Source organism: Paraburkholderia humisilvae (assembly GCF_902859855.1).
Lineage (GTDB): Bacteria > Pseudomonadota > Gammaproteobacteria > Burkholderiales > Burkholderiaceae > Paraburkholderia > Paraburkholderia humisilvae.
Map to the genome: position 1 here is coordinate 19,989 of NZ_CADIKH010000038.1, position 25,901 is coordinate 45,889.

The following is a 25,901-nucleotide window of genomic DNA, read 5'->3' on the forward strand; positions in this document are numbered from 1 at the left end:
TCGATAGCGCCACCACCGTCAGCGCGCTACCGACGCCAGATCGGGCTTCGAAAAATCGCACAACTGCCGCGCCTGATCGGCGACCGCCGAATACAGCGCGGACGGCCCGTCGTTGCGATAGATCGCGTAGTAGCGCACATCCGGAAGCCGCTGCGTCGAATTCAGCACGTTGAGTAGCCGTTGCTCGACGAGGTCGGCGAAATAGAGCGCCGGCAGATAACTGATCCCGAATCCCGCGACCGTCAGCGAACTCAGCGAAATCAGACTGTTGCCGGCGAACATGCGGCGAATCGCGAGCTTTTTCGATTCGAACCAGCGATCGTAGATCGCGTCGACCCCCGACGTACCGATTTGCATCAGGATCGGATAGTTCGCGATTTCCTCCAGCGTTAGCACACGCGATGCATCGACAAGCGATGGACTCGCCATCCATTTGAGCTGAAGCTTCCTGAGCGGGACTGACGTGAAGCGCGGGTCCTTCAGCACGGTCGGCGCGATGATGAAGTCGATATCGCCGCGCAACAGTCTTGCGCTCAGATTCGTGCTGACGTCGATCTCCGGTTCGAGCGACACGGTCGGATACGCGACGCGGATGTTCTGCACAAGCAGCGGCAGGAACGTGAGCGCGATCAGTTCGGTGATGCCAAGCCGGAAGTGCCGCACGACTTCCACTTCCTTGCCCATCCGCTCAAGCAGACGGTCGCGCAACTGCAGCATTTCCTCGGCAGTTTCAAGCAGTTCGCGGCCTTTCGGCGTGAGTTGCACCGTGCGGCGGCTGCGATCGAACAGCGGCACCAGAAAGAACTCCTCGAGTTCGCTGACGCGCTTCGAAATGGCCGACTGCGTCGTGTACAGGCGGTCCGCGGCCGCGCCGAAGGTGCCCAGTCGCGCGACCCAGTAGATGGCTTCCAGCTGTTTGAGCGTTAGCATGATTTCAGTTGGATGAAGTGACGCAGTTCACGAAAGCCGGCGCGTCGCGGCGTGCATCCTGCGTCAAGACGGATCCGTCGCGGTGAAGTATCTGCGCGCGGCCCCCGATTGGCAAGGCAATGCGGGCGAATCGACGGTTCGCGCGATATCCGACCTATGAATTTTATTCATCGGTCGGGATGCCTTTTACTCCCGGTATCCGACCTTCTGGTTTGGGATACTGCGCAAGCCGGTTGCGCGAGGAGATATCAGCACGACGACCGGCCGCCCGGGAAAACCGTCCAGAACCCGCACCAGCGAGGCATAACGATATGCGAGGCATGACCCTGTCCGAAAAGCTGCTGTCCGCCGCAGCGGGACGCAGTGTGCGCGCAGGCGACATCGCGATCTGCGACGTCGACTGCGCGATGGGCACCGACGGTTCGATTCCGATGGCGATGGACTATTTCGCTTCAATGGGCGGCGTGCGCGTGCATGCGCCGGAGAAGCTGCTGTTCGCGCTCGATCACTACGCGCCGCCGGCGAGCCCGAAAGCCGCGATGTTGCAGGCAAAGATCCGCCGCTTCGCGCGCGAGCAGGGCATTCCGCTGTTCGATATCGGCGCGGGCATTGGACACCAGATCGTCGTCGAGCAGGGGCTCGCGGCGCCGGGACGATTGCTGGTCGGGGCCGACAGCCACGCGGTCACCTACGGCGCCGCGAACTGTTTTGCGACGGGCGTCGGGTCATCGGATCTCGCGGGCGTCATGCTGACCGGCAAGACCTGGCTGCGCGTGCCCGAATCGATCCGCATCACGCTGCATCGGCAGTTGCCGCGCGGTGTCTACCCGAAAGATCTCGCGCTGTATCTCGCGCAACTGTTCGGCGCGGATGGTGCGACCTATCAGACGCTGGAGTTTCATGGCGAAGGCATCGCGTCGCTCGATTTTGAGGACCGCCTGGTGGTCGCGAACCTGTCCGTCGAAATGGGCGCGAAAAACGCCGTGTTTCCGCTCGACGGCGCTGCCCAGCGCTATCTCGCGCGCCGCATCGCGGGTCCATTCGAAGCCGTGTCGGCGGATCCGGACGCGCAGTACGCACGCACGCTCGATGTCGATCTGTCGACGCTGCAACCGTATGTCGCGCGGCCTCACAACGTCGACAACGTGACGAGCCTCGCGGAACTCGGCGACGTGCCGGTGCAGATGGCGTATCTCGGTACCTGCACGGGCGGCCGCGCAAAGGACTTTCGCCAGGCGCTCGCGGTGTTCCGCGAGTTCGGCAAGCCCGCGAAGGGTGTTCAACTGGTGGTGACGCCTGCGTCGCGCGAAGTGATGCACGAGTTGGCCGAAGGCGGAGAACTGGCTGAGTTTGTCGCGCTCGGCGCGGTGATCGTCACGCCCGGCTGCGGTTCGTGCTGCGGCACCGCGGGTGCGATTCCTGAAGACGGCGCGAATGTCGTGTCGACCGCGAATCGCAATTTCAAGGGACGCATGGGCAATGCGAGCGCGAACGTGTTTCTCGCCTCGCCGGAGGTCTGTGCCGCCAGCGCGGTCGCGGGCCGGATCGTCAGCCTTCAAACGTTCGCCGCTGGCCGATAACGATTTCAACGATCATGCAATTTTCCGTGACAGGTCTCGCCCGCCGCTTCGGCGACGACATCAATACCGACTACATCATCTCGTCGCAGCGCAAGCGGGAGTCGCTCGATCCCGCGGTGCTGAAGAATTTCCTGTTCGAAACCATTGCGCCGGAGTTCGCGCAGAGCGTGCGCATCGGCGACATCCTCGTGGCAGGCAAGAACTTCGGCTGCGGCTCGGCGATGGAAGTCGCGGTGACCGCGGTGGTCGGCGCCGGCGTCCGCATCGTGCTCGCGCAGAGCTTTGCGCGCACGTACTTTCGGAACGCGATCAACAACGGGCTCTACCCGATCGAATGCGACACCAGCACGATTCGCGAAGGCGATCGGCTGCAGATCGACGTCGGCGCGCGTACGCAGGTTCGTTGCGTGAGCAACAACCTGACGATCGATGCGGCGCCGATTGCGCACGACATTCTCAAGATTCTCGACGCGGGCGGCCTCGTGCCGTATCTGCGGCGGCATTCGTCATTCTGACCGACGCTTTCAGCTACACGGACCCAATATGAGCCAGCCTTCCATCCTTGGTTTTCGCATCCTGCCGATGCCCGCGCCCATCAGCAAGGACATCATCGAGCGCTTTCAGACGGTCGTCACACCGCACATCAGCGACAACATGCAGCGTCTGTGCGGCGTGATCGGCCTCAAGCCTTATCACCATCGCAAGAAGCTCGTCGGTCGCGCGATCACGGTCAAGGTTAGGCCGGGCGACAACCTGATGATCCACAAGGCAATCGACATCGCCGAGCCAGGCGATGTGATCGTCGTCGACGGCGGCGGCGAGGTGACGCAGGCGCTGGTCGGCGAGTTGATGCAGATGCATGCGCAGGTGCGCGGCGTCGCCGGCTTCGTGATCGATGGCGCGGTGCGCGATGTCGCCGCCTTCTATGCGGCGGACTTTCCATGCTATGCGCGCGGCAATACACATCGTGGTCCGTTCAAGGAGGGCCCGGGCGAGATCAATGTGCCCGTCGCGATCGGTGGTCTGGTGATCGAAGCGGGCGATCTGATCGTTGGGGACGAGGACGGGCTCGTCGCGGTGCCGGCGCAGCAGCTCGAGAAGCTGCTCGCCGCGGCCGCCGCGCAGGCACAGCGTGAGCAGCAGCGTAAGGAAGCGATCCTGAAGGGCGAGGACAAGCGCGGCTGGATCGATGTCTACCTGAAGGAAAAGGGCGTGATTGCCTGACGAGTTCGGCGAACACCGCTACTCACCCGCTGCTTACCACTAACGAGGGGACCCGGAATGAAGTTGATTGCTGCACGGATGGATCGTATCAAGCCGTCGCCGAGCTCGATGGCGACCGCGCGCGTCAAGGAACTGCGCGCCGCGGGCCGCGATATCGTCGGACTGACGTCGGGCGAGCCGGACTTCGATACCCCGCCGCATATCGTCGAAGCGGCGTATGCGGCGATGAAGGCGGGCAAGACGCGCTATACGGTGGTCGACGGGACGCCGGAGTTAAAGCGTGCGGTACGCGACAAGTTCGCGCGCGAGAACGGCCTGTCATTCGAACAGGACGAAGTCACCGTCGGCAACGGCGGCAAGCAGATCGTCTTCAACGCGCTGACGTGTACCGTTGATGAGGGCGACGAGGTCGTGATTCCCGCGCCGTACTGGGTCTCGTACCCGGACATGGTGCTGCTCAATGGCGGGCGGCCGGTGATCGTCGAATGCGGCGCACAAAGCGGCTACAAGATGACGCCCGCGCAACTCGAAGCGGCGCTCACGCCGCGCACGAAGTGGGTCGTGCTCAATTCGCCGTGCAATCCGTCCGGCGCGACGTACACCGCGAGCGAACTGGTTGCGCTCGGCGAAGTGCTGAGCCGTCACCCGGATGTGTGGGTGATGACCGACGACGTCTATGAGCATCTGATTTACGACGGTCAGCAGTTCGCGACGTTTGCGCATTGCAACCCGCAACTGCGCGAACGCACGCTTACCATCAACGGCGTATCGAAAGCGTATGCGATGACGGGCTGGCGCATCGGCTTTGCCGGCGGTCCCAGGTCGCTGATCAAAACGATGGCGAAGCTGCAGTCGCAAAGCACGAGCAATCCGTCGTCGGTGAGCCAGGCGGCGGCGCTGGCCGCGCTCACTGGCCCGAACGACTTTCTCGCCGGCTGGCGTAGCGAATATCAACGACGGCGTGATCTGGTCGTCGGCCGTTTGAATGCGATCGACGGGTTGTATTGTCCGCGGCCCGCCGGCGCGTTTTACGTCTATCCGTCGTGCGCGGGCTTTATCGGACGGCGCGGCGCGCATGGCGTCGTGATCGGCAATGACACCGACTTCGTGATGCATCTGCTCGAAAGCCGCGAAGTGGCCGTGATTCAAGGCGCGGCGTTCGGCTTGTCGCCGGCGTTTCGCATTTCGTTCGCGACGTCGTACGAACAGCTCGAAGAAGCATGCAACCGGATCGAGGCAGCCTGCGCAATGCTTGACTCGTGACGGACGACGCGTCACTCGTCACTCGACGCGGCCGCAGGCGTGCCGCACGTTATCCATTATCGGGAAGGGGACAACAATGAAAACGTTGCAGAGTAAGTCGCGTCACGGGATGCCGGTTGCGTCGCTGGCGTTGCTGCTGTGCGCATGCTTCGCGTTGCCATCGCAAGCGCAGGACCTGACCGGCCGGCTTGCGTCAATCAAGGCCCGCAATACGATCGTGCTCGGCTACCGTGAATCGTCGGTGCCTTACTCGTATTACGACAACAACGAGCAGGTGATCGGCTATTCGCACGACATCGCGCAGGAGATCGTCAAGGAACTGAAGTCGGCGCTCAATGCGCCCAACCTGCAGGTCAAGATGATTGCGGTGAACGCGCAAAACCGGATTCCGCTAATCCAGAACGGGACCATCGATCTCGAATGCGGTGGGACCACGAACAACAAGGAGCGCGCGCAGCAGGTCGATTTCTCCAACACGATTTCCGTCACCGAGACGCGGCTGCTGACCAAAGCGAACTCCGACATTCATTCGTTCAAAGACCTGAACGGCAAGACGGTTGCGGTCACGGCGGGAACGACATCGGAGCGCTATCTGCGCAGCTATGTGCAGCAGAAAAACGCGAATATCACGATCATCGCGTCGCGTGACCATAGCGCGTCGTTCCTGACGCTCGAAACCGGCCGCGCCGCCGCGTTCTTCATGGACGCCGACGTGCTCGCGAGCGAACGTGCGACGTCGCGCAATCCGCAGGACTACGTGGTGACCGGCGAGCCGCAGACGCACGAGGCGATCGCGTGCATGCTGCCCAAGGGCGAACCCGGGTTCAAGGCGATCGTGGATCGCACGATCGCGCGGGTCGAGACGAGCGGCCAGGGCGAAACGCTTTATAAGACGTGGTTTATGTCGCCGATCGCGCCGAAGGGGATCAACCTGAATTTGCCGATGAGTGACGCGCTGAAGGCGGTGTTCCAGCATCCGAACGACCAGCCCATGGACGATTGATCGGGCGGCGCTGGGCGCCGACCGCGCTCACGCCGCCGCTTACGATTCGAACGCGGCCGCGTCGTCGGATTCGAGATCGAGTGTCGCGGCGTCGGGCAGCATCGTTGCGGTGGTTGTCGCGGCGCCGTCGCACGGCGGCTTCGCGGCTTTTTCGAGCACGTCCGGGGGGACCGGCACGTTCGTTTGCGCGACCACGTCGCCGTGCTGGAACATCAGCAGGTCGCCGGGCGCGAAGCGCGTCCAGACTTCATTGTCGGTGAGCGGTTGCGTGGCGATGACCGCGACGCGATCTTCCGGCGTCGTGTACTTCGCGAAATCGATCGATACGTCCGCATCGACGAGGTGCGCGGTCGAGAACGGCCAGCTGCGCACGAGGTAGTACAGGTGGGTCGAGCAATGCGCGAAGAGCGCCTGCCCGTTCGACATCAGAAAGTTGAATACGCCGAACTGCGTAATTTCGCGTGTGAGCGCTGCAAGCGCGGCGAACAGTTCGTCGAGCGGAGGTTGCTGCTGACCTGGAAAGGCCTGACGCAAGCCTTGCAGCAACGCGCAGTAGGCAAGCTCGCTGTCCGTGGTGCCGACCGGCTGATACACACCCGACAGCGCCGGCCGATAGTTCTGCAAATCGCCGTTATGCGCGAAGATCCAATGACGGCCCCACAGTTCACGCAGGAACGGGTGGCAGTTTTCCAGCACGATGTGCCCTTGCGTCGCCTTGCGGATGTGCGCGATCGTATTCTTCGATTTGATCGGGTAGCGCTTGACCATCTCGGCGATCGGCGACGTGGCCGACGATTGATGATCGATAAAGAGGCGGCATGCCTTGTCTTCGAAGAACGCGATTCCCCAGCCATCGGCGTGGTGATCGGTGACGCCGCCGCGTGCCGCAAAACCGGTGAATGAGAACACGACATCCGTCGGCGCGGCGCAGTTCATTCCAAGAAGTTGGCACATGATGCGCAAGGGTCAAGCGTCTGAAACATGCAAAGGCGAGCTGAACGCAAACCCGATGCGGTCTTGGCCCGAGCTAGCCGTTACAATGATATTTTTACAAGCATATCACCTCGACTAACGCGGCAATCATTAAAATTGACGGGTGTTCAGCCCTCTTTGTGACGGATTGTCGCGGGTTCGTGAAAGTTCGCGCGGGTTGACTGCGGACCGTCGCCGGTTGCCTTTCGCTCGGGGTTTGCTAGGTTTGCTCGGGGTTTCCTACTCTTTGTCATGATCTCCTCATTGTCTGCTTCCTCATCTACCTCGTCGTCCGCCAAGTCGTCCGTCGATTCCATTTCCCTCGCGCGGCCCGATGATTGGCATTTGCACGTGCGGGACGGCGCTATGCTCGCGGCCGTGTTGCCGCACACCGCGCGCCAGTTCGGCCGCGCGATCATCATGCCGAACCTGAAGCCGCCGGTGACCACCACCGAGCAGGCGCGCGCGTACCGCGAGCGGATCCTCGCCGCGATCCCCGCGGGCGTGAAGTTTGAACCGCTGATGACGCTGTATCTCACTGATAACACCGCGCCCGAAGAGATTCGCCGTGCGCGTTCGAGTGGCTTCGTGCACGGGGTGAAGCTGTATCCGGCCGGTGCGACGACCAATTCGGACGCGGGTGTCACGAACCTCGCGAAGTGTTCGAAGACGCTTGAAGCGATGCAGGAGACCGGCATGCCGCTGCTGGTGCACGGTGAGGTCACTGATCCATCGATTGACCTGTTCGACCGCGAGAAGGCGTTTATCGATCAGGTGATGACGCCGTTGCGCCGCGATTTCCCGGCGCTGAAAGTTGTGTTCGAGCACATTACGACGAAGGACGCGGCCGAATACGTGCGCGATGCGGACGCGGCACCCGGGCTGCTCGGCGCGACCATCACCGCGCACCACCTGCTGTATAACCGCAACGCGATTTTCCAGGGCGGGATTCGTCCGCACTACTACTGCTTGCCGGTGTTGAAGCGCGAGACGCATCGCGTTGCGCTCGTCGCAGCAGCGACGTCGGGCAATCCGCGCTTTTTTCTCGGCACGGATAGCGCGCCGCATCCGAAGGGGCTCAAGGAGCATGCGTGCGGCTGTGCGGGTTGCTATACGGCGCTGCATGCGCTCGAGCTTTACACGGAGGCATTCGATAAGGCCGGCGCGCTGGAGCGCCTCGAAGGGTTCGCGAGCTTCCATGGCGCGGATTTCTATCGGCTGCCGCGCAGCACCGAGCGCGTGACGCTGCGTCGCGAGCAGTGGACGCTGCCCGCCGAAGTGACGGCGGGCGATACGCCGGTCGTGCCGCTGCGCGCAGGCGAGGAGATTGGCTGGCGGCTCGTGTGATCTTGAGGCTTTGGCGTTCGCTGGCGAATACGATGGCGCGATCATGAGGACAAGCTTGACGGCCGTGCCGGCTAGCGGCACGGATGATAAGCCGCTAGATGCCGTTTTCGACTCAGATCTCGATGCTTCCGGCGCCGGCTGCAACCGCGCGGCTGGGCGCGGTTCGCCGGCGCGCGGGCTGGCGCGCACGGCTGGCTTTGCCGATATCGACTGGTCAACGCCATGGTTTTCCCAGTTCGCGGCACGGGGCGCACGCTGGCAACAGGCGGCGCGGCCAGGCCCCACTGCGCTGCTCGCACAGATGAACGCCGATGCGCAGCAGTGCGGCCACACGACGGGTCGCGGCGCGCGCCTGTCATTCATTGCCCAGCACGAACTCCCGTCCGGCGAGACTTACGAGGCGCACATTGCGGCGACCGGCTGCGTGCCTACCCGGCACAACCTTCACGATTTCTTCAACGCCTTATCGTGGTTCCAGTTTCCGCGGATCAAGGCGGCGCTTAGCGCGCGCGGGACGGCGGCGCTCGACGCGCGCGGCGTCGGTCCAACCCGCGGTAGCACGCGCGACGCGTTGACGGTGTTCGATGAAAACGCGGTCCTGTTCGCGTGCTCCGACCGCGCTCTCGCGGCAGCATTGCGTGCGTTCGACTGGCCGCTTCTATTCGTCGCGCGCCGCAACGCATGGAGCGCGCAGTGCGATGTCCGGTGCTTCGGCCATGCGCTGCTTGAAAAACTGGTCACGCCGTACAAGGCGTGCACGGCGCATGCATGGATCGTCGACGTGCCAGCCGCCTATTTTTCGTGGCACGTCGCGACGCGCGACGCATGGCTCGACGACGCAGTGAGCGCCGCATTGCTCGCTGCGGGCGAATTGACAGGCCGCGTGTTCGCACCGTTGCCGGTGCTCGGCATCCCGGGCTGGTGGCCGGCGAACGAGACGCTGTCCTTCTACGACGATCGCTCGGTATTTCGCGCAGGCCGCCGCACGGAGCGTCCCTGAAGCCGCGATGGTAGAATCGCGGCCAGCAAAGCAGGCCAGGCAGTCGCGGCTTTGCCGGCTATGGCTGGCGAAGGCGAGGAAAGTCCGGACTCCATAGGGCAGGGTGATGGCTAACGGCCATCCGTGGCGACACGCGGAACAGGGCAACAGAAAGCAAACCGCCGATGGCCTGGCGAAAGCCAGGATCAGGTAAGGGTGAAACGGTGCGGTAAGAGCGCACCGCGGCTGCGGCGACGTAGCCGGCACGGCAACCTCCACCCGGAGCAATTCCAAGTAGGCAGGCGCGCATCTTCGCGATGCAGGACGGGGCCCCCGTTCCGTCTGCGGGTAGGAAGCTTGAGCGCGTCAGCAATGGCGCGCCTAGAGGAATGGCTGCCACGCGCGAGGTGTCTTCGGGCGCGCCGCGTGCACAGAATCCGGCTTATCGGCAGGCTTTGCCGCTGAATGAAAAACACCGGCGTCGCTGCGGACGCCGGTGTTTCTTTTTTATCTGATCGTCCACGACGCGCGCTGGCGGCGCGGGGCACGACCGGGTCAGGCGTCGACGATGTCGAACGAGTGGGTCAGTTCGGCGGTTTTCGCGAGCATGATCGACGCGGAGCAGTACTTGTCGTGCGATAGATTGATCGCGCGTTCGACCGTAGCCGGGTTCAGATTTTTACCGGTCACCGTAAAGTGAAAGTGGATCTTCGTGAACACTTTGGGGTCTTCGCTTGCGCGTTCAGCCTTCAGCGTCGCCGAACAGCCGGCGATTTCCTGACGGCTTTTCTTCAGGATCATCACGACGTCGTACGCGGTGCAACCGCCCGTGCCGAGCAGCACCATTTCCATCGGGCGCGGCGCGAGATTGCGGCCACCGCCTTCCGGCGCGCCGTCCATCGCGACCAGATGGCCGCTGCCGGTTTCCGCGGCGAACGCCATACCGTCTGTCCCCATCCAGCTGACTTTGCATTCCATGTGTGCTCCCACTGATTCGGCGCAAATTCGAGAACGCATTGTAGCCCGCGAGTTCGAGGTTCGTCCGAGGCTACCTGATTTCGCATAGGGCTTGACTACGCGATGAATGTTGCGGTGCACCACAGCGTACCAGGTGGGGGATTTCCCTAGGCTTTATAAGGTTTCTCGGTCGCTTTTGTGTTGTCCGTGACCGCAACAAATGGGCCTTAACCTTTGATTTAAAATAAATTTTGTCAGTCTTTTAGAGTATGGCCAACATTTCACAATGTGACATTGTATTTCGCAATGCAAATGTTCTTGCGCCGCACAAGGTGCGCTCATATAATCTGCTTATTGGTTGGCTCACTGAAGTTTCACGGTGCGCAACCTCAGCATGTCTCCTCCACCCTCCTCCTAAGGTGGATTAAGCCCGAACCATTGGTTCGGGCTTTTTTTCGTCCCGCATGCGGTGCAGCCACGCGTCATACGCGGCAACGCCGTCGATGCTTTGACTCCGGCGGACAATTTCCTTTATAATTCAGAGCTTTTCCGCATTCATGCCCGCGGGAGAAGAACAGGGAGAGCCTGCATAGCGTTACGGAAGCATCTAGAACTTCCCGGCAAACGTGATCAATGGACGCAGTTCAAATCCAGGCAGGACAACACTGGGCATAGCAATTTTTTTGGATCGATCATGAAGACTTTTTCCGCAAAACCCAGTGAGGTGACGCGTGAATGGTACGTGATTGACGCGACGGATAAGATTCTCGGCCGTGTCGCCAGCGAAGTGGCACGCCGTCTTCGCGGCAAACACAAACCCGAGTTCACTCCGCACGTCGACACGGGCGATTTCATCATTGTCATCAACGCCGGCAAGCTGAAGGTCACGGGTAATAAGACCACGGACAAGAAGTACTACCGTCACTCGGGCTACCCGGGCGGTATCTATGAAACGACGTTCGGCAAGATGCAGGAACGCTTCCCGGGCCGCGCGCTCGAGAAGGCGGTCAAGGGCATGCTGCCGAAGGGCCCGCTCGGCTACGCGATGATCAAGAAGCTGAAGGTCTACGCCGAAGCAACGCATCCGCATTCGGCGCAGCAGCCGAAGGCGCTCGAGATCTAAGGGGAGCCCACATGATCGGTAACTGGAATTACGGTACGGGCCGCCGCAAGAGCGCAGTCGCTCGTGTCTTCATCAAGGCGGGCAAGGGCGACATCATCGTCAACGGTAAGCCCATCGCTGACTACTTCGCGCGCGAAACGTCGCTGATGATCGTGCGTCAGCCGCTGGAACTCACGAACCACGCAAGCACGTTCGATATCAAGGTGAACGTGACGGGCGGCGGCGAGACGGGTCAAGCGGGCGCGGTTCGCCACGGCATCACCCGCGCGCTGATGGACTACGACGCTACGCTGAAGCCGGCGCTGTCGCATGCTGGTTTCGTCACGCGTGACGCGCGTGAGGTCGAGCGTAAGAAGGTCGGCTTCCACAAGGCACGCCGCAGGAAGCAGTTCTCGAAGCGTTAATCGCTTTGCGCCAGCTCCGCCGCGCAGTTTGGCGCGATGGAGTCAGCCTCGAGAAGCCGCTGTCGCACAATTTGCGTCGGCGGCTTTTTGTTTGTTTAGCCTTTGTTTTCTTTAACGATTGTTGCTTCGACAAATCGCGTTCGCCGGTTCGTACCCGCGGCCATAAAAACCGCCTGCGCGCGCTCGCGCACCGGCTGCCCGATTCGGTCTGTCGCGGCGCTATTCGTAAGAACCTATTGTTTTCATGGAGTTCGGCACGATATCAGGATCGGCCCTACAATAGCGTTTAGTAGCTTATTTGGAGAGTTCGCATGAACGCAGTGACCGACACCCCTGTAGCCGAAATGCCGGCTCCGTTCGTTTTTACCGACGCGGCGGCTGAGAAGGTCAAGCAACTGATCGACGAAGAAGGCAATCCGGAGCTGAAGCTGCGTGTATTCGTGCAGGGCGGCGGCTGCTCGGGCTTTCAGTATGGTTTCACGTTCGACGAGGCGGTCAACGAAGACGATACCGTGATGAACAAAAGCGGCGTCCAGTTGCTGATCGATTCGATGAGCTATCAGTACCTGGTCGGCGCGGAGATCGACTATAAGGACGACATCAACGGTGCGCAGTTCGTCATCAAGAACCCGAACGCGACCACGACGTGTGGCTGTGGTTCGTCGTTCTCCGTGTGATGACCTTTCGTCACGCTGTCGTATGAAAAGCGGGGCCTGCGGGCCCCGCTTTTGATTTGTGGCGCGGCCAACTGGACGGATGTAAAGCCAGAGCCGCATTCACTTCAAAGTTCCGGTTAGCGCGGGTAAAGCGCGCCTAGCACGCGCTCGCCGGCTGCCCCCGTCACCGCTGGCAAATTTCCCGGCTCACGGGCGATATGGCGCATCGCCAGCCACGCAAAGGCCAGTGGCTCGACCTGATGCGGCGGCACGCCGAGCGCTTCGGTCGTGAGCACCGGCGCGCCGCTCACGCCGCTTTCCTCCATCGCGCGCTGCAACGCTTTGAGCACTTCCGTGTTGCGCGCGCCGCCGCCGCACACGTAGAGCGCCGCGCAGTCCGGAGCATGGCGTTCGATCTCGCGAGCCACGGTCGTCGCGGTCAGCGCCGTCAGCGTTGCTTGCACATCGGCGGGCGGCAGCGAATTGAATGCCTGCAGCTTCGCGTCGAGCCAATCGGGGTTGAAGAGGTCGCGGCCCGTGCTCTTGGGCGGTTGAAGTTCGAAGAACGGTTCGTCGAGCAACGCGTGCAATAAAGGGCGATGAACCTGACCACCGGCGGCGAAATGGCCGTTCTCATCGAAGGGCTTGCCCAGCTGTCGCTGCGCCCATTCGTCGAGCAGCGCGTTCGCCGGCCCGCAGTCGAAACCCCGCACCGCGCCGTTCGCCGACAGAATCGTGATATTGCTGATGCCGCCGAGATTGCACACGACGCGTGTCTCGCCTTTCGCACCGAACAGTGTTGCATGAAATGCCGGCACGAGCGGCGCACCCTGGCCGCCCGCCGCGACGTCGCGCGAACGGAAGTCCGCGACCACGTCGATATGGGTCATCTCCGCGAGTAACGCCGGGTTGTTGATCTGGCGCGTATAGCCCTTCTCCGGCCGGTGCCGGACGGTTTGTCCGTGTACGCCAATGGCGCGGACATGTTCCGCGGACAGGTTGCCGCTTCTGAGCAGTTCGTGACAGCACACGGTATAGCGCGCGGCGAGCGCGTTGGCGGCGAGGGCTTCGCGCTCGATTTCATTGTCGCCGGGCTGTTGCAGGCCGAACAGCGCATCGCGCAGTGTGTCTGAAAAGCTCACGAACGCCTCCGACCGTACGACCGGCGCTTTGCCCGGCGCAAACTCGACCGCGATGCCGTCCACGCCGTCCATGCTCGTGCCCGACATCAGGCCGAAATACACGCCGCCTGTTTTTGCCGCCTCTTTTGCCACGTTGGAGCTCCCTTTGGACCGTTGTTTGCGAACGAGCTGCTCAATACTGACCGCTCAGTGCAACCCGCTCAGTGCGAAGCGCTCGGCCCGATTGTCGCGCAATGCCGCGCGGCAGGACAGGCTATGCAGCCGTCTCCGATTCGCACCACGCATGCATCATGCCTCATCCCGACGGCGTCGAAACTCTGGCCATTCGGCTAACGCGCAGGACTAACGGTGCACGACGGCTGCGCTGCGCGCCAACTATGGGACAATCTGTGTTTTTGCGATCCCTGTTCCAGCATGAGCACCGAGTCCACGTCCCAATCCGCCTTTCCCGTCAATGACGAAGTCCGTCATGCGCTCGCCGTCACGAAACGCGGTGTCGATGAACTGCTGATCGAAGAGGAGTTCGAGCAAAAGCTCGCGAAAAGCGCAGCGACCGGAACGCCGCTTCGCATCAAGCTCGGTCTCGATCCGACCGCGCCGGACATCCACATCGGCCACACCGTCGTGCTGAACAAGCTGCGTCAGCTGCAGGACCTCGGGCACACGGTGATTTTCCTGATCGGCGACTTCACATCGCTGATCGGCGATCCTTCGGGCCGCAATGCGACGCGTCCGCCGCTGACACGCGAGCAGATTGAAACGAACGCAAAGACTTACTTCGACCAGGCGTCGCTTGTGCTCGATCGCGACAAAACGGAGATCCGCTACAACAGCGAATGGTCGATGCCGCTCGGCGCGGACGGCATGATCAAGCTCGCGTCGCGCTACACGGTCGCGCGCATCCTCGAGCGCGAAGACTTCACGAAGCGCTTTCAGGGCGGTGTGCCGATTTCGATCCACGAGTTCCTGTATCCGCTGATGCAAGGTTATGACTCAGTGGCGCTGAACGCCGACCTCGAACTGGGCGGCACGGATCAGAAGTTCAATCTGCTGGTCGGACGCGAACTGCAGAAACAATACGGCCAGGAACCGCAATGCATCCTGACGATGCCGCTGCTCGAGGGGCTCGATGGCGTCGAGAAGATGTCGAAGTCGAAGAACAACTACGTCGGCATCAGCGAAAAGCCGGCCGATATGTTCGGCAAGTTGATGAGCATCTCCGACGACATGATGTGGCGGTATTTCGAACTGCTGTCGTTCCGTCCGATGGACGAGATCGCGGGCTTCCGGCGTGAAACCGAAACGGGCCGCAATCCGCGCGACTTCAAGGTGATGCTCGCGCAGGAAATCGTTGCGCGTTTCCATTCGCAGGCTGATGCGGACCGGGCGCTCGAAGACTTCAACCATCGTGCGAAGGGGGGGGTGCCGGACGACATTCCGTCCGTGATGCTCAGCGGTGCACCGCTTGCGATTGGCCAGTTGCTGAAGCAGGCCGGGCTTGTGCCATCGACGAGCGAAGCGCTGCGCAATATCGAGCAGGGCGGTGTGAAGATCGATGGCGCCACTATTTCGGATAAGGCGCTCAAGGTCGAAGCGGGCGAATTCGTCGTGCAGGTCGGCAAGCGGCGCTTCGCACGCATCACGCTGTCCGTGTGATGCGCCATACGATCGAACGCGCTGCGAAGGGCGTCCGCAAGTCGATTGGGGGCGCCGCATGATCGCGCTGATCCAGCGAGTCAGAAACGCGGAAGTGCGCGTCGGCGATCGAGTGACCGGTGCAATCGGCGCGGGGCTCCTTGCACTGGTCTGCGCGGAACGCGGCGACACCGACGCGATTGCCGACCGGCTGCTCGCGAAAGTGCTCGGGTATCGTGTATTCGGCGATGCAGCGGGCAAGATGAACCTGAACGTGCAAAACATCGACGGCGCGGGCCGCACGGGCGGCCTGCTGCTGGTCTCGCAGTTCACGCTGGCGGCGGACACGAATAGCGGCCTGCGGCCGAGCTTCACGCCGGCCGCGCCGCCCGACGAAGGCAAGCGCCTGTTCGATTATTTTGTTGCAGCGGCGCGCGCGAAACACCCGATTGTCGAAACGGGCGAGTTCGGTGCGGAAATGCAGGTTTCGCTGGTGAACGACGGGCCGGTTACATTCTGGCTGCAAGCGCGCGCGTAAAGCGTTGCGCAATCCGGTAGTTCAATCTCATGACCACTCAAATTCTCTTTATCCGGCACGGCGAAACGGACTGGAACCGCATCAAACGCATACAAGGGCATATCGACATTCCGCTTGCGGCGTCGGGCATCGCACAGGCGCAGCGGCTTGCCGCGCGTTTTGCACGCGAGACCGACGAGGGCGCGCACCTCGACGCGATTTATTCGAGCGACCTGCAGCGGGCGCAGCAGACCGCTCAACCGTTTGCCGATGTGCTCGGCATGTCGCTGGTCCTGAGCGAAGGCTTGCGTGAGCGTTCATTCGGCGCGTTTCAAGGACACGACAGTGAAGAAATCGCCCAGCGATTTCCGGACGAATACGCGCAATGGCAAACCCGCGATCCGGGCTTTGCCCCGCCCGACGGCGAGTCGCAACGCGTCTTCTATCACCGCGTGCTGCACGCGCTGGAGCCGATCGTCGCCGCGCACCCGAACGGACGCATTGCGTGTGTCGCACACGGCGGCGTGCTCGACTGCGTGTACCGCTTTGCGCATGGCATTGCGCTCGACGCGCCACGCGATTACCCCTTGCTTAACACGAGCGTCAATGTTGTCGATTTCAGCGACGGCAGGGCGACGGTTGTGTCATGGGCTGACGTCGCGCACCTCGATGGGCACAGCGACGACGATGGCTTCCACAAATCGCCGCAAGCGCGGCGTTGAGCGGTGCTACGTGGGATCCGAATCCCACAGGCCGCGAGCCTGACTGGATGAATCTGGCGCGGCAAGACCGAAATGCCGGTACGTGAGCAGCGTCGCGACACGGCCGCGCGGCGTGCGTTGCAGATACCCTTGCTGGATCAGGTAGGGCTCGAGCACGTCTTCGATCGTGTCGCGCTCTTCGCCGATTGCCGCGGCAAGGTTGTCGACGCCGACCGGGCCGCCATCGAACTTGTGCAGGATCGCCTCGAGCAGCTTGCGGTCCATCAGGTCGAAGCCGACCGGATCGACGTCGAGCATCGCGAGCGCGGCGTCGGCCACCTTCACGGTAATGTTGCCGTCTGCCTTTACCTCCGCGAAATCGCGCACGCGGCGCAGCAGCCGGTTCGCAATGCGTGGCGTGCCGCGCGAACGTTTAGCGATTTCGAGCGCACCCTCCGGCACGATGTGAGCGTTCAACAGTGACGCGGAGCGCGTGACGATGCGCGCGAGCTCGCTGGCGTTATAGAACTCGAGCCGCGCGACGATGCCAAACCGGTCGCGCAACGGGTTGGTCAGCATGCCGGCGCGGGTGGTCGCGCCCACCAGCGTGAACGGCTGCAGGTCGAGCTTGACGCTGCGCGCCGCCGGCCCTTCGCCGATCATGATGTCGATCTGGTAGTCCTCCAGCGCCGGGTACAGGATTTCCTCGACGACCGGGGACAAGCGGTGAATCTCGTCGATGAACAGCACATCGTTCGCTTCGAGGTTCGTGAGCAGCGCGGCGAGGTCGCCCGCGCGCTCGAGTACCGGCCCGGACGTTTGCCGAAGGTTCACGCCCATTTCTCGCGCGATGATGTGCGCAAGCGTGGTTTTCCCAAGCCCGGGCGGCCCGAACAGCAGCACGTGGTCGAGCGATTCCGAACGGCGTTTCGCGGCTTCGATAAAGATTTCGAGCTGGCCACGCACCTTTTCCTGACCGACATATTCGTCGAGCTGGCGCGGGCGCAGCGCACGCTCGAATGCCTCTTCGTTCGGCGACACAGGCGTGGCGGCGATGATGCGTTCGGCGGCGAGTTTGTCGGTTTCGATCATGACGGGCATTGTACCGCGCGCGGCCTGTTCACAAACCTGGCCGAATGGCCAGGGTGCGCGCGCGACAGCGGCATGAGATGCTTCGCTGCGTCGCTTCACTTGGCCGCTTCACTTCGTCATTACACGCAGTTGGCCGCGGTTAAGCCATCAAGTCTTCGATAGCGCTTTGAGCGAAAGCTTGATGCCTTCCGAGACACCGGTGCCCGCGGGCACATTTTTGATGGCAGCCAACGCTTCTTTTTCGGAGTACCCCAATGCAAGCAGCGCATTCAGGATATCGGACGCATGTCCGGAAGCGGATACCGCGCCCGCGGCTGCGCCCAGGTCGGCGCCAAGCTTGCCTTTGAGTTCAAGAAGCAGCCGCTCCGCGGTTTTCTTGCCAATGCCCGGTACGCGTGTGAGGCGCGCGGCGTCCTGCAGCGTGACGGTTTGCGATAGCTCCTGCACGCTCATGCCGGACAGCACGGCGAGCGCCATGCGCGCGCCGATACCACTGATCTTTAACAATTCGCGAAACGTTGAGCGCTCCTGCGCGGTGCCGAAGCCGAACAGCAGATGCGCGTCCTCGCGCACGATCAGCTGCGTGAGCAGCACCACCTTTTCACCTGTCGAAGGCAGGTTGTAGAAGGTGCTCATCGGTACGTCGACTTCGTAGCCGACGCCGTTGCAGTCGACGAGCAGGTGCGGCGGATTTTTTTCCAGCAGAACGCCGGCAATGCGACCGATCATGATCGATTCAATCGTGGGGGAAAGCGCGAGTGTAGCGCAGCGTGCAGGCGAACGGCGCGGGCTGAAAGGTTTGAAGCGGTATGGCCGCCGCGATGTGGCCGAATCGGACTGCGGCGCCGGTTCGCGCAATGTGACGGAAATCGGCGGTTAGCCGACGAGCCGCCCGCGGCGCACGCGCAGGCCCTTTTTGGCCAGAGCCGGTGCAATGCCGCCAAGCGTGCTTAGCGTGCTCCCGCCATGCGCGTGGCAAATCGCCATGCCGAGCGCGTCCGCGGCATCGGTACCGGGCACGCCGGAGAGCGTCAGCAGGCGCACGACCATCTGCTGCATTTGTTCTTTGGTTGCACGTCCGTACCCGACCACCGCCTGTTTCAACTGCAGCGCGGTGTATTCGGCCACCGGCACGCCGCCAGCCACCAGTCCGCAGATCGCCGCGCCGCGGGCCTGGCCGAGCAGTAGCGTCGATTGCGGATTGACGTTGACGAACACCTTTTCGATGGCCGCCTGATCCGGAGCGTGCTGGCGAATCAGCGTGGAAATGCCTTCGAAAATCGCGCCGAGGCGCGACGGCAGGTCGCCATCGGGCGTTTTGATGACGCCGCTGGCGACGTAGCTCAACTGGTGACCGGACTGATCGATCACGCCGAAGCCCGTCACGCGCAGGCCGGGGTCGATGCCGAGAATTCTCATAGCGGAAGGGCGGACGCGGTGCCTGCGATACTACAACGAATCGGATGAGAAACGGCCCGCCAGTGCGAAACTGCCGGGCCGTTCTCCGCGCGGGCCTGATGTAGCACGGCCGGACATCGGCCGCCTGCGGCGAGGGAACTCAGTGACGGAAGTGACGTACGCCGGTCACGACCATCGCGATGTTGTGCTCATCCGCTGCGGCGATCACCTCATTGTCGCGCACCGAGCCGCCCGGCTGGATCACGCAGGTCGCGCCGGCCGCGACCACCACATCGAGCCCGTCGCGGAACGGGAAGAACGCGTCGGATGCAACCGCGGAACCGGCGAGCGACAGCCCCGCGTTTTGCGCCTTGATGCTGGCAATGCGCGCGGAATCCACGCGGCTCATTTGTCCGGCTCCGACACCGAGCGTCATGCCGTTGCCGCAAAACACGATCGCATTGGACTTCACGAACTTCGCGACGCGCCACGCGAACAGCAGATCGTCCATCTCCTTCGGCGTCGGGTAGCGCTTCGTCACGACGCGCAGGTCGCGCGCCTGAACGTTCTTCGCATCAAGCGACTGCACGAGCAGCCCGCCGCCGACGCGCTTCAGGTCGAACGCGTTGTGACCTTCGCCGAGCGCGATCTCAAGCAGTCGTACGTTCTGCTTCGCGGCAAACACCTGCCGCGCTCCGGCACTGAACGCGGGCGCAATCAGCACCTCGACAAACTGCTTCGCGACGGCTTGCGCGGTCGCTTCATCCAGTTCGCGATTGAACGCGATGATGCCGCCGAACGCCGATGTCGGATCAGTCTGGAACGCCTTTGCATACGCTTCGTTCGTATCGGCGCCCACCGCGACGCCGCACGGGTTCGCGTGCTTGATAATCACGCAGGCCGGTACGTCGAATGTTTTTACGCATTCCCAGGCAGCGTCGGAGTCGGCGATGTTGTTGTACGACAGCTCTTTGCCCTGCAATTGCCGGTAATTCGCGAGCGCACCCGCCGCTACGGACAGGTCTCGATAGAACGCCGCGCTCTGGTGCGGATTCTCGCCGTAGCGCAGGTCCTGAACCTTGTCGAACGCGAGATTGAGCGTGGCCGGATAGGTGTTGCGCTGACGGTGCTGCAACTCTTCGGTGAGGCTGGTCAGGTAGTTCGTGATCGCGCCGTCGTATTGCGCGGTGTGCGCGAACACCTTGGTCGCGAGACGGAAGTTTGTCTTGTAGCTGACCGTGTTGCGATTCGCGCGCATTTCGTCGAGCACCGCCGCATAGTCGGCCGGATCGACCACCACGGTCACGTCGCGGTGATTCTTCGCGGCGGAGCGCAGCATCGTCGGGCCGCCGATGTCGATGTTCTCGATCGCGTCTTCGAGCGAGCAGTCTTCCTTCGACACGGTCTGCACGAACGGATACAGATTCACGACCAGCAGGTCGATTGTCGGAATACCGTGCTGCTCAAGCGCGGCCATGTGTTCGGGCAAATCGCGGCGCGCGAGAATGCCGCCGTGCACCTTCGGATGCAGCGTTTTCACGCGCCCGTCGAGCATTTCCGGAAAGCCCGTGTAGTCGGCCACCTCGGTGACCGCGAGGCCCGCATCCGCGAGCAGTTTCGCGGTGCCGCCGGTCGACAGGATCTTGACGCCGAGCGCCGACAGCGATTTCGCGAAATCGACGATGCCAGACTTGTCGGAAACGGAGATGAGCGCTTGCTTGATCATGATGAAAACGGTAAAGCCCGAAGAAGGCGTGGCAGGGCGCGTGCGCTACAGCAGACCGTGCTGTTGCAGCTTCTTGCGCAGCGTATTGCGGTTGATGCCGAGATACTCGGCGGCCAGCGACTGATTGCCGCCGGCCTGCTCGAGCACCACCTCGAGCAGCGGTTTTTCGACGCACGAAATGACCATGTCATAGACATCGTGCGGGTTGGAGCCGTCGAGGTCCTGAAAGTACATATCCAGGCTGTCGCGGACACATTGTTCGATATTGTGCTTGCTCATGCTGCTAATAAGTCGGATTGGTCCCGTTCGCCGTTGTTATTGATCTCGTCTTCGACGTACACGAGGCGATCGGAAATCGCCTTTTGCGCATCGAAAAATTCATTGACCGCGAGCAGCTGTTCGCGCGTCGAATCCAGCGTATTCATCCGATGGCGGAACACGTTGGCGCCGGAAAGGCCGCGAGTGTACCAGCCGATATGCTTGCGCGCAGTGCGCACGCCTGTGAATTCCCCGTAAAACGCGTAGTGATCCTCGAGATGCTCGTTCATCACCTGCTGGATTTCGTCGATGCGCGGTGGCGGCAGCAGGCAGCCGGTTTGCAGAAAATGCTCGATCTCGCGGAACAGCCACGGGCGCCCCTGCGCCGCGCGGCCAATCATGATCGCGTCGGCCCCGGTGGCGGCCAATACGTCGCGCGCCTTGTGCGGCGACGTGATGTCGCCGTTCGCGACCACCGGGATGTTCACCACCGCTTTCACCGCGGCGATTGTTTCGTATTCGGCTTCGCCGTGATACAGGTCCGCGCGGGTGCGGCCGTGCACGGTCAGCATCGAGATGCCGGCGGACTCGGCGAGGCGCGCGACGGTGAGCGCGTTCCGGTTCTCGCGATTCCAGCCGGTACGGATCTTGAGCGTGACGGGCACCGCATCGGGCCCGACGCCCACCGCGTTCACGACAGCCTCGACGATGCGCTGCACAAGTGGCTCGTTCTGCAGCAGCGCCGAGCCGGCCGCCACGTTGCACACTTTCTTCGCCGGGCAGCCCATGTTGATGTCGATGATTTGCGCGCCGTTCGCGACGTTATAGCGTGCGGCTTCGGCCATCATCTGCGGGTCCGCGCCAGCGATCTGCACCGCGATCGGCTCGACTTCGCCCGCGTGGTTCGCGCGACGCATGGTCTTTTCGCTCTTCCACAGCTGCGCGTTCGACGCAACCATTTCCGACACCGCGTAGCCTGCGCCGAGGCGCTTGCAGAGCTGCCGGAACGGCCGGTCCGTGACGCCCGCCATGGGGGCGACGAACAGGTTGTTGCGCAAATTGTGCGTGCCAATGACGGGCATGACCGGTAGAACTGGCCGCGGCAAACGACGTATCCGACAGCGCTGAAGACGACGCTGGGACACGCACGGGAACCGCGGACCGCGAGGGGAAAGTTTCTATTTTAACGTTAACGGCTCACTACCCGTCAGAGTTGAATCCCTGATAAGCCGTTAAATCTTCTATGAAACTGCGCCCGGTCATAGAGCGGCGCCGGCATCGCATGCGCTGCTCGGGCGGGCGCAGGCAGGTATCCCCCAACACGGATGCTACAGCCCCTGCGGTTGGCCCTTGTGACCGAGGCTAGCGCCGTTGCCCGAACATCATTTGCCGCGCCAGCGCGGTTTTTACCGGCGGCACGAATTCGAGCGCGGTGAGCGCGAGGCCGCGCAGCGCTCCTAACGCGGGGAAATCGACCGTAAACAGGCGCGCCAGCGTGTCGGTCGCGCCGATCGTAAGCCGCCGGTCGAGCGCGCGGCTACGCGCGAACGCAGCGAGCGCGAGCGGCGACGCGCCGTGTTGCGACAGCGCGTCGGCCAGCGCGTGCGCATCACGCAGACCGAGGTTCAGGCCTTGTCCCGCGACCGGGTGCAGCGTCTGCGCGGCGTTGCCGATCGCGACGACGCGGCCGTTCACGAGCACGTTCACCGTATTCAGACCGAGCGGAAATGCCGCCCGTCCGTTGATCTGCGTAAAGCGTCCCATCCGATCGCCGAAGGCGATGCCAAGCTCGCGCAGAAACGCGTCGTCGGGGAGTTGCGCGCGGCGTGCTGCTTCTTCAGGCGCGCAGCACCAGACAAGCGCATAGTCCGCGCCGCGCACGCCGCCGGTCGGTAGAAGCGCGATCGGCCCTTGCGATGTGAAGCGCTCCCACGCGACGTGCGGTCGTGGCGCCGATACGCTGACCGTGCCGACCAGTGCGGTTTGCCGATAGTCGCGCGTACCGCCGCCGCGGGCCTGCTGCTCGTGAAACAGCCCGCCTTCCGCGCTGACGAGCAGACGGGTGCGCAACGGGCGCGTGACGCCGGCGCTGTCAATGCGCAACGTCACGCCGTCGTTCTCCTGCACAGGCGTTTGCGCGGTGGTCGACTTGAACCAGTGCACGGACGTCGCGTGCACCACCTGGGCGAGCGATTGCACGATCGAACCGTAGCGCAGCACGTAGCCGAGCGCCGGCAGGCCGTGCTCCGCGTGATCGATCAGCGTGCGGCCGAAATGTCCGCGTTGCGACACGTGAATTCGATGAATCGCGGTTGCATCGGTTGGCCAGCGCAGCGGTTCCAGAATTATCCGGCTGCCTTGCGACACCGCGATCGACCGCGGATCGGATGCGGCATCGTCGGGTTCGCGCGCATCGATCAGTGCAACCGACAGCGCCCGCGTCGCGCTGCGGCGCGCGAGCCAGCCGGCGAGCGCCAGCCCGACCGGGCCCGCGCCGACGATCGTCACGTCGAAGTCGAACGGCTCACCTTGCCGCGGCTCGGGCAGGCTGTTCGAGTCGGGCCGCGCGCCGGTCTGAGAGGCAAGCGCCGGCGTGTCGGCCAATTCGTCCTGTTGCGCGGACTGGGACAACGACCCTCCCGCTGCGGCGCCGTTCATCTGCCCCGCCTGATCCAAAGTCGATCCGCTCATGCTGCTCCACCCGCGGCGAGCGCAGTGTCCTGCGTCCGGGCGTCCCGCATCAGTGCCTCGATTTCATCGGCGGCGACCGGCACGTCGCGCGTCAGCAACTCGCAGCCGTTCGCGGTGACGACCGCGTCGTCTTCGATACGGATGCCGATGTTCCAGTATTGCTGCGGCACGTCTTCGGCGGCGCGAACATAGAGGCCGGGCTCGATCGTCAGCGTCATGGACGGCGCAAGCGTGCGCGACAGCGGCGTCTGTTGCGCATCCGCCGGCACGCTCGATTCACGATGTCTTTCGAGATAGTCGCCGCAATCGTGCACATCCATGCCGAGCCAGTGTCCAGTGCGATGCATGTAGAAGCGCGTGTAGGCCCGTTGCTCGATCACGTCGTCGACGCTCGCAAAGCGCTCGCGGCCGATGATGCCGGTATCGAGCAGTCCCTGCGCGAGCACCCGCACTGCGGCTTCGTGCGGTGCATTGAAAGGGACGCCGGCGCGCGTCACGTCGATCGCGGCCTGCTGCGCGGCGAGCACGATGTCGTACAACTCGCGTTGCGCGGCGCTAAAGCGGCCGTTGGCGGGGAAGGTGCGTGTAATGTCGGATGCGTAGCCGTTCAGTTCGCATGCGGCGTCGATCAGGATCAGATCGCCGTCGCGCGCGACCGCGTTGCCGGCCGGGTAATGCAGCACGCACGCATTCGCGCCTGCCGCGACGATCGATCCATAGGCCGGCGCTTGTGCGCCATATTTGCGAAACGTATACAGCAGCTCCGCTTCCAGCTCGTACTCGCGGCTGCCCGGCCGGCACACGGCCATCGCGCGGCGATGCGCGAGCGCGGAAATCTGAGCGGCGCGGCGCATCACGGCCAGCTCGTGGCTGTCCTTGAAGAGGCGCATTTCGTCGAGCACCGGCAGCAGGTCGTGCACCGCGCTCGGCGCGAGCACGCCGCTACGGGCGCGTGAGCGCACCGCGTCGAGCCACTGGCGCATGTGTGCGTCAAGCTCCGCCGAGACGCCCAGTGCATAGTGCAGAGCCGGCTTGTCCGCGATGATGCGCGGCAGTTGGGTATCGAGTTCGTCGAACGCAAAGGCGGCGTCAAAACCGAACGCGTCGCGTGCGCCTTCCGGACCGTAACGGAAGCCCTCCCATGTTTCCCGCTCGACGTTCTTCGCGCGGCAAAACAGAATCGACGCGGGCGCATCGGGGGCCGCGCTCGCGTCGAGCACGAGCAGTGCTTCCGGTTCAGTGAAGCCGGTCAGGTAGTAAAAGTAGCTGTCGTGCCGGTACGGATAGTCGGCGTCGCGGTTGCGCAGCACTTCAGGTGCGGTCGGCACGATCGCGACGCCGCCACCGGCCGCGCGCAGCGCGGCAAGCACACGCTCGCGCCGCTGATGGTAGACGGCGACGGCCGCTGTCGGATCGAGGGAAGATTCGGTCGGCAGGTTCATCGTGCGATTGTAGCGCCCAATATCAAACCCCATGCCCAAGCGGTCACGGCCGCGCGCAGCCGCATTGTTGCAATCCGCCCACACGCCGCACCGGCGCCGCTGGCGGGATGCTGCGGCACTGCTTGAAAGATCGCCATTCCACGTATACTTTCGCCCAGTCCAAGAAAAGGCAGAAGAAGTGATGAAACTCATCGGTTCGCTGTCGAGCCCGTTCGTCCGCAAGGCGCGGATCGTGCTCGCGGAAAAAAAGATCGACTACAAGCTGGTGCTCGACAACGTCTGGTCCGACGAGACGACCATTCATACGTTCAACCCGATCGGCAAGGTGCCGTGCCTCGTGATGGAAGATGGCGAGGCCGTGTTTGATTCGCGAGTGATCTGCGAATACGTCGATACGCTGTCGCCGGTCGGCAAGCTGATCCCGCAACCGGGGCGCGAGCGTATCGAAGTGCGCTGCTGGGAGGCGCTCGCGGATGGGATGATGGACGCCGCCGTGCTGGTGCGCCTCGAAGGCGTGCTGCGCGAGCCGGAACAGCGCAGCGAAAAATGGCTTGCGCGCCAGCGCCGCAAGGTCGATGAAGGCCTCGTCGCGATGTCGCAAGGGCTGGGCAGCAACGCGTGGTGCGCCGGCAACCGCTACTCGCTGGCGGATATCTCGGTGGGTTGCGCGCTCAGCTATCTCGACTTCAGAACGCCGGAGCTGAACTGGCGCGAGCAGCATCCGAATCTGGACAAGCACTACCAGAAGCTCTCGCAGCGGCAGTCGTTCATCGATACGGTGCTGACAGGCTGAGCCCACAGGCTCGCACGCCGCAAGCGCGACAGCGCGCTTGCGGCACTCATCGCGGCACGGCCGCCGCG

The 25,901-nt window shown here is 63.0% G+C and carries 27 protein-coding genes and 1 other RNA gene; 16 read left to right on the forward strand and 12 right to left on the reverse strand.

The features are described 5' to 3' along the window. Nucleotides 1-18: 18 nt before the first annotated feature. On the reverse strand, nt 19-930 hold the full coding sequence (locus HV796_RS29180) for a LysR family transcriptional regulator (protein WP_175230457.1): 912 nt from the start codon (nt 928-930) through the stop codon (nt 19-21). Between the two features lie 320 nt (nt 931-1,250). On the opposite strand from HV796_RS29180, the gene HV796_RS29185 reads away from it, so the two are divergent. The 5 genes from HV796_RS29185 to HV796_RS29205 all read left to right on the forward strand — a co-directional run bounded on the left by HV796_RS29185 (nt 1,251) and on the right by HV796_RS29205 (nt 6,000). Then, nucleotides 1,251-2,510 carry a 3-isopropylmalate dehydratase large subunit gene (locus HV796_RS29185; protein ID WP_246356104.1) on the forward strand — a complete coding sequence of 420 codons (1,260 nt, stop codon included), beginning with the start codon at nt 1,251-1,253 and terminating at the stop codon, nt 2,508-2,510. Between the two features lie 14 nt (nt 2,511-2,524). Beyond that, nucleotides 2,525-3,025, forward strand: coding sequence for a LeuD/DmdB family oxidoreductase small subunit (locus HV796_RS29190; RefSeq protein ID WP_175230463.1), 501 nt, complete (start codon nt 2,525-2,527; stop codon nt 3,023-3,025). Nucleotides 3,026-3,053: 28 nt separating this feature from the next. Further along, nucleotides 3,054-3,734, forward strand: coding sequence for an RraA family protein (locus tag HV796_RS29195; protein WP_175230466.1), 681 nt, complete (start codon nt 3,054-3,056; stop codon nt 3,732-3,734). Between the two features lie 57 nt (nt 3,735-3,791). After that, nucleotides 3,792-4,997 carry a pyridoxal phosphate-dependent aminotransferase gene (locus HV796_RS29200; RefSeq protein WP_175230469.1) on the forward strand — a complete coding sequence of 402 codons (1,206 nt, stop codon included), beginning with the start codon at nt 3,792-3,794 and terminating at the stop codon, nt 4,995-4,997. Between the two features lie 109 nt (nt 4,998-5,106). Beyond that, complete coding sequence (locus HV796_RS29205) at nt 5,107-6,000, forward strand: transporter substrate-binding domain-containing protein (RefSeq protein WP_175230583.1); 894 nt, start codon at nt 5,107-5,109, stop codon at nt 5,998-6,000. A 39-nt stretch (nt 6,001-6,039) separates the two neighbouring features. Here the strand turns inward: HV796_RS29205 and HV796_RS29210 are convergent, their stop codons facing one another. Then, on the reverse strand, nt 6,040-6,954 hold the full coding sequence (locus HV796_RS29210; RefSeq protein WP_175230472.1) for a class II glutamine amidotransferase: 915 nt from the start codon (nt 6,952-6,954) through the stop codon (nt 6,040-6,042). Nucleotides 6,955-7,224: 270 nt separating this feature from the next. On the opposite strand from HV796_RS29210, the gene pyrC reads away from it, so the two are divergent. From pyrC to rnpB, 3 genes are all read left to right on the forward strand, one after another. Continuing rightward, a complete protein-coding gene (pyrC, locus tag HV796_RS29215; protein ID WP_175230475.1) occupies nt 7,225-8,319 on the forward strand; it encodes a dihydroorotase in 1,095 nt (364 codons plus the stop codon). Nucleotides 8,320-8,362: 43 nt separating this feature from the next. Beyond that, nucleotides 8,363-9,319: a DUF3025 domain-containing protein gene (locus tag HV796_RS29220; RefSeq protein ID WP_175230478.1), complete on the forward strand. Its 957-nt coding sequence runs from the start codon at nt 8,363-8,365 to the stop codon at nt 9,317-9,319. 27 nt (nt 9,320-9,346) lie between these two features. Then, an RNA gene (gene rnpB / locus HV796_RS29225) (RNase P RNA component class A) lies at nt 9,347-9,759 on the forward strand. A 94-nt stretch (nt 9,760-9,853) separates the two neighbouring features. Here the strand turns inward: rnpB and HV796_RS29230 are convergent. Then, nucleotides 9,854-10,276, reverse strand: a complete 423-nt coding sequence (locus HV796_RS29230) for an OsmC family protein (RefSeq protein ID WP_175230480.1) — start codon at nt 10,274-10,276, stop codon at nt 9,854-9,856. A 673-nt stretch (nt 10,277-10,949) separates the two neighbouring features. Between HV796_RS29230 and rplM the strand changes: the two genes are divergently transcribed. From rplM to erpA, 3 genes are all read left to right on the forward strand, one after another. After that, on the forward strand, nt 10,950-11,378 hold the full coding sequence (gene rplM, locus HV796_RS29235; protein WP_175230482.1) for a 50S ribosomal protein L13: 429 nt from the start codon (nt 10,950-10,952) through the stop codon (nt 11,376-11,378). Between the two features lie 11 nt (nt 11,379-11,389). Then, complete coding sequence (rpsI, locus tag HV796_RS29240) at nt 11,390-11,782, forward strand: 30S ribosomal protein S9 (protein WP_175230485.1); 393 nt, start codon at nt 11,390-11,392, stop codon at nt 11,780-11,782. Between the two features lie 311 nt (nt 11,783-12,093). Then, nucleotides 12,094-12,459 (forward strand): iron-sulfur cluster insertion protein ErpA, encoded by a 366-nt coding sequence (gene erpA / locus HV796_RS29245; protein ID WP_175230488.1) that lies wholly within the window; start codon nt 12,094-12,096, stop codon nt 12,457-12,459. Nucleotides 12,460-12,575: 116 nt separating this feature from the next. On the opposite strand, the gene HV796_RS29250 is transcribed toward erpA, so the two are convergent. After that, a complete protein-coding gene (locus HV796_RS29250) occupies nt 12,576-13,712 on the reverse strand; it encodes an anhydro-N-acetylmuramic acid kinase (protein WP_175230492.1) in 1,137 nt (378 codons plus the stop codon). A gap of 282 nt (nt 13,713-13,994) precedes the next feature. Between HV796_RS29250 and tyrS the strand changes: the two genes are divergently transcribed. The 3 genes from tyrS to HV796_RS29265 are packed head-to-tail and all read left to right on the forward strand — an operon-like array spanning nt 13,995 to nt 16,454. Continuing rightward, complete coding sequence (gene tyrS, locus HV796_RS29255) at nt 13,995-15,236, forward strand: tyrosine--tRNA ligase (RefSeq protein ID WP_175230496.1); 1,242 nt, start codon at nt 13,995-13,997, stop codon at nt 15,234-15,236. A 58-nt stretch (nt 15,237-15,294) separates the two neighbouring features. After that, nucleotides 15,295-15,753, forward strand: a complete 459-nt coding sequence (dtd, locus tag HV796_RS29260) for a D-aminoacyl-tRNA deacylase (protein WP_175230499.1) — start codon at nt 15,295-15,297, stop codon at nt 15,751-15,753. A gap of 29 nt (nt 15,754-15,782) precedes the next feature. Further along, entirely contained in the window at nt 15,783-16,454 is a 672-nt protein-coding gene (locus tag HV796_RS29265) for a histidine phosphatase family protein (RefSeq protein ID WP_175230502.1), read from the forward strand. Nucleotides 16,455-16,460: 6 nt separating this feature from the next. Here HV796_RS29265 and ruvB read toward each other — a convergent pair whose 3' ends face one another. Both ruvB and ruvA read right to left on the reverse strand, forming a co-directional pair. After that, nucleotides 16,461-17,525, reverse strand: a complete 1,065-nt coding sequence (gene ruvB, locus HV796_RS29270; protein ID WP_175230505.1) for a Holliday junction branch migration DNA helicase RuvB — start codon at nt 17,523-17,525, stop codon at nt 16,461-16,463. Between the two features lie 147 nt (nt 17,526-17,672). Beyond that, nucleotides 17,673-18,254 carry a Holliday junction branch migration protein RuvA gene (gene ruvA, locus HV796_RS29275; RefSeq protein WP_175230507.1) on the reverse strand — a complete coding sequence of 194 codons (582 nt, stop codon included), beginning with the start codon at nt 18,252-18,254 and terminating at the stop codon, nt 17,673-17,675. Here ruvA and HV796_RS29280 point away from each other — a divergent pair. After that, complete coding sequence (locus tag HV796_RS29280) at nt 18,253-18,405, forward strand: hypothetical protein (protein ID WP_175230510.1); 153 nt, start codon at nt 18,253-18,255, stop codon at nt 18,403-18,405. The genes ruvA and HV796_RS29280 overlap by 2 nt on opposite strands. On the opposite strand, the gene ruvC is transcribed toward HV796_RS29280, so the two are convergent. From ruvC to HV796_RS29310, 6 genes are all read right to left on the reverse strand, one after another. Continuing rightward, a complete protein-coding gene (ruvC, locus tag HV796_RS29285; RefSeq protein ID WP_175230513.1) occupies nt 18,402-18,944 on the reverse strand; it encodes a crossover junction endodeoxyribonuclease RuvC in 543 nt (180 codons plus the stop codon). The genes HV796_RS29280 and ruvC overlap by 4 nt on opposite strands. Nucleotides 18,945-19,083: 139 nt before the next feature. Continuing rightward, nucleotides 19,084-20,649: a bifunctional phosphoribosylaminoimidazolecarboxamide formyltransferase/IMP cyclohydrolase gene (gene purH, locus HV796_RS29290; protein ID WP_175230517.1), complete on the reverse strand. Its 1,566-nt coding sequence runs from the start codon at nt 20,647-20,649 to the stop codon at nt 19,084-19,086. 45 nt (nt 20,650-20,694) lie between these two features. Beyond that, nucleotides 20,695-20,928 (reverse strand): Fis family transcriptional regulator, encoded by a 234-nt coding sequence (locus tag HV796_RS29295; RefSeq protein ID WP_075158126.1) that lies wholly within the window; start codon nt 20,926-20,928, stop codon nt 20,695-20,697. Then, entirely contained in the window at nt 20,925-21,989 is a 1,065-nt protein-coding gene (dusB, locus tag HV796_RS29300) for a tRNA dihydrouridine synthase DusB (protein ID WP_175230586.1), read from the reverse strand. The genes HV796_RS29295 and dusB overlap by 4 nt, the downstream gene beginning before the upstream one ends. A gap of 280 nt (nt 21,990-22,269) precedes the next feature. Further along, complete coding sequence (locus tag HV796_RS29305; RefSeq protein WP_377693316.1) at nt 22,270-23,511, reverse strand: UbiH/UbiF/VisC/COQ6 family ubiquinone biosynthesis hydroxylase; 1,242 nt, start codon at nt 23,509-23,511, stop codon at nt 22,270-22,272. A gap of 83 nt (nt 23,512-23,594) precedes the next feature. Further along, on the reverse strand, nt 23,595-25,040 hold the full coding sequence (locus tag HV796_RS29310; protein WP_175230521.1) for an aminopeptidase P N-terminal domain-containing protein: 1,446 nt from the start codon (nt 25,038-25,040) through the stop codon (nt 23,595-23,597). 181 nt (nt 25,041-25,221) lie between these two features. Here HV796_RS29310 and HV796_RS29315 point away from each other — a divergent pair, with 181 nt between their 5' ends. Then, nucleotides 25,222-25,833, forward strand: coding sequence for a glutathione S-transferase C-terminal domain-containing protein (locus HV796_RS29315; protein ID WP_175230524.1), 612 nt, complete (start codon nt 25,222-25,224; stop codon nt 25,831-25,833). The last annotated feature ends 68 nt before the right edge of the window (nt 25,834-25,901 follow it).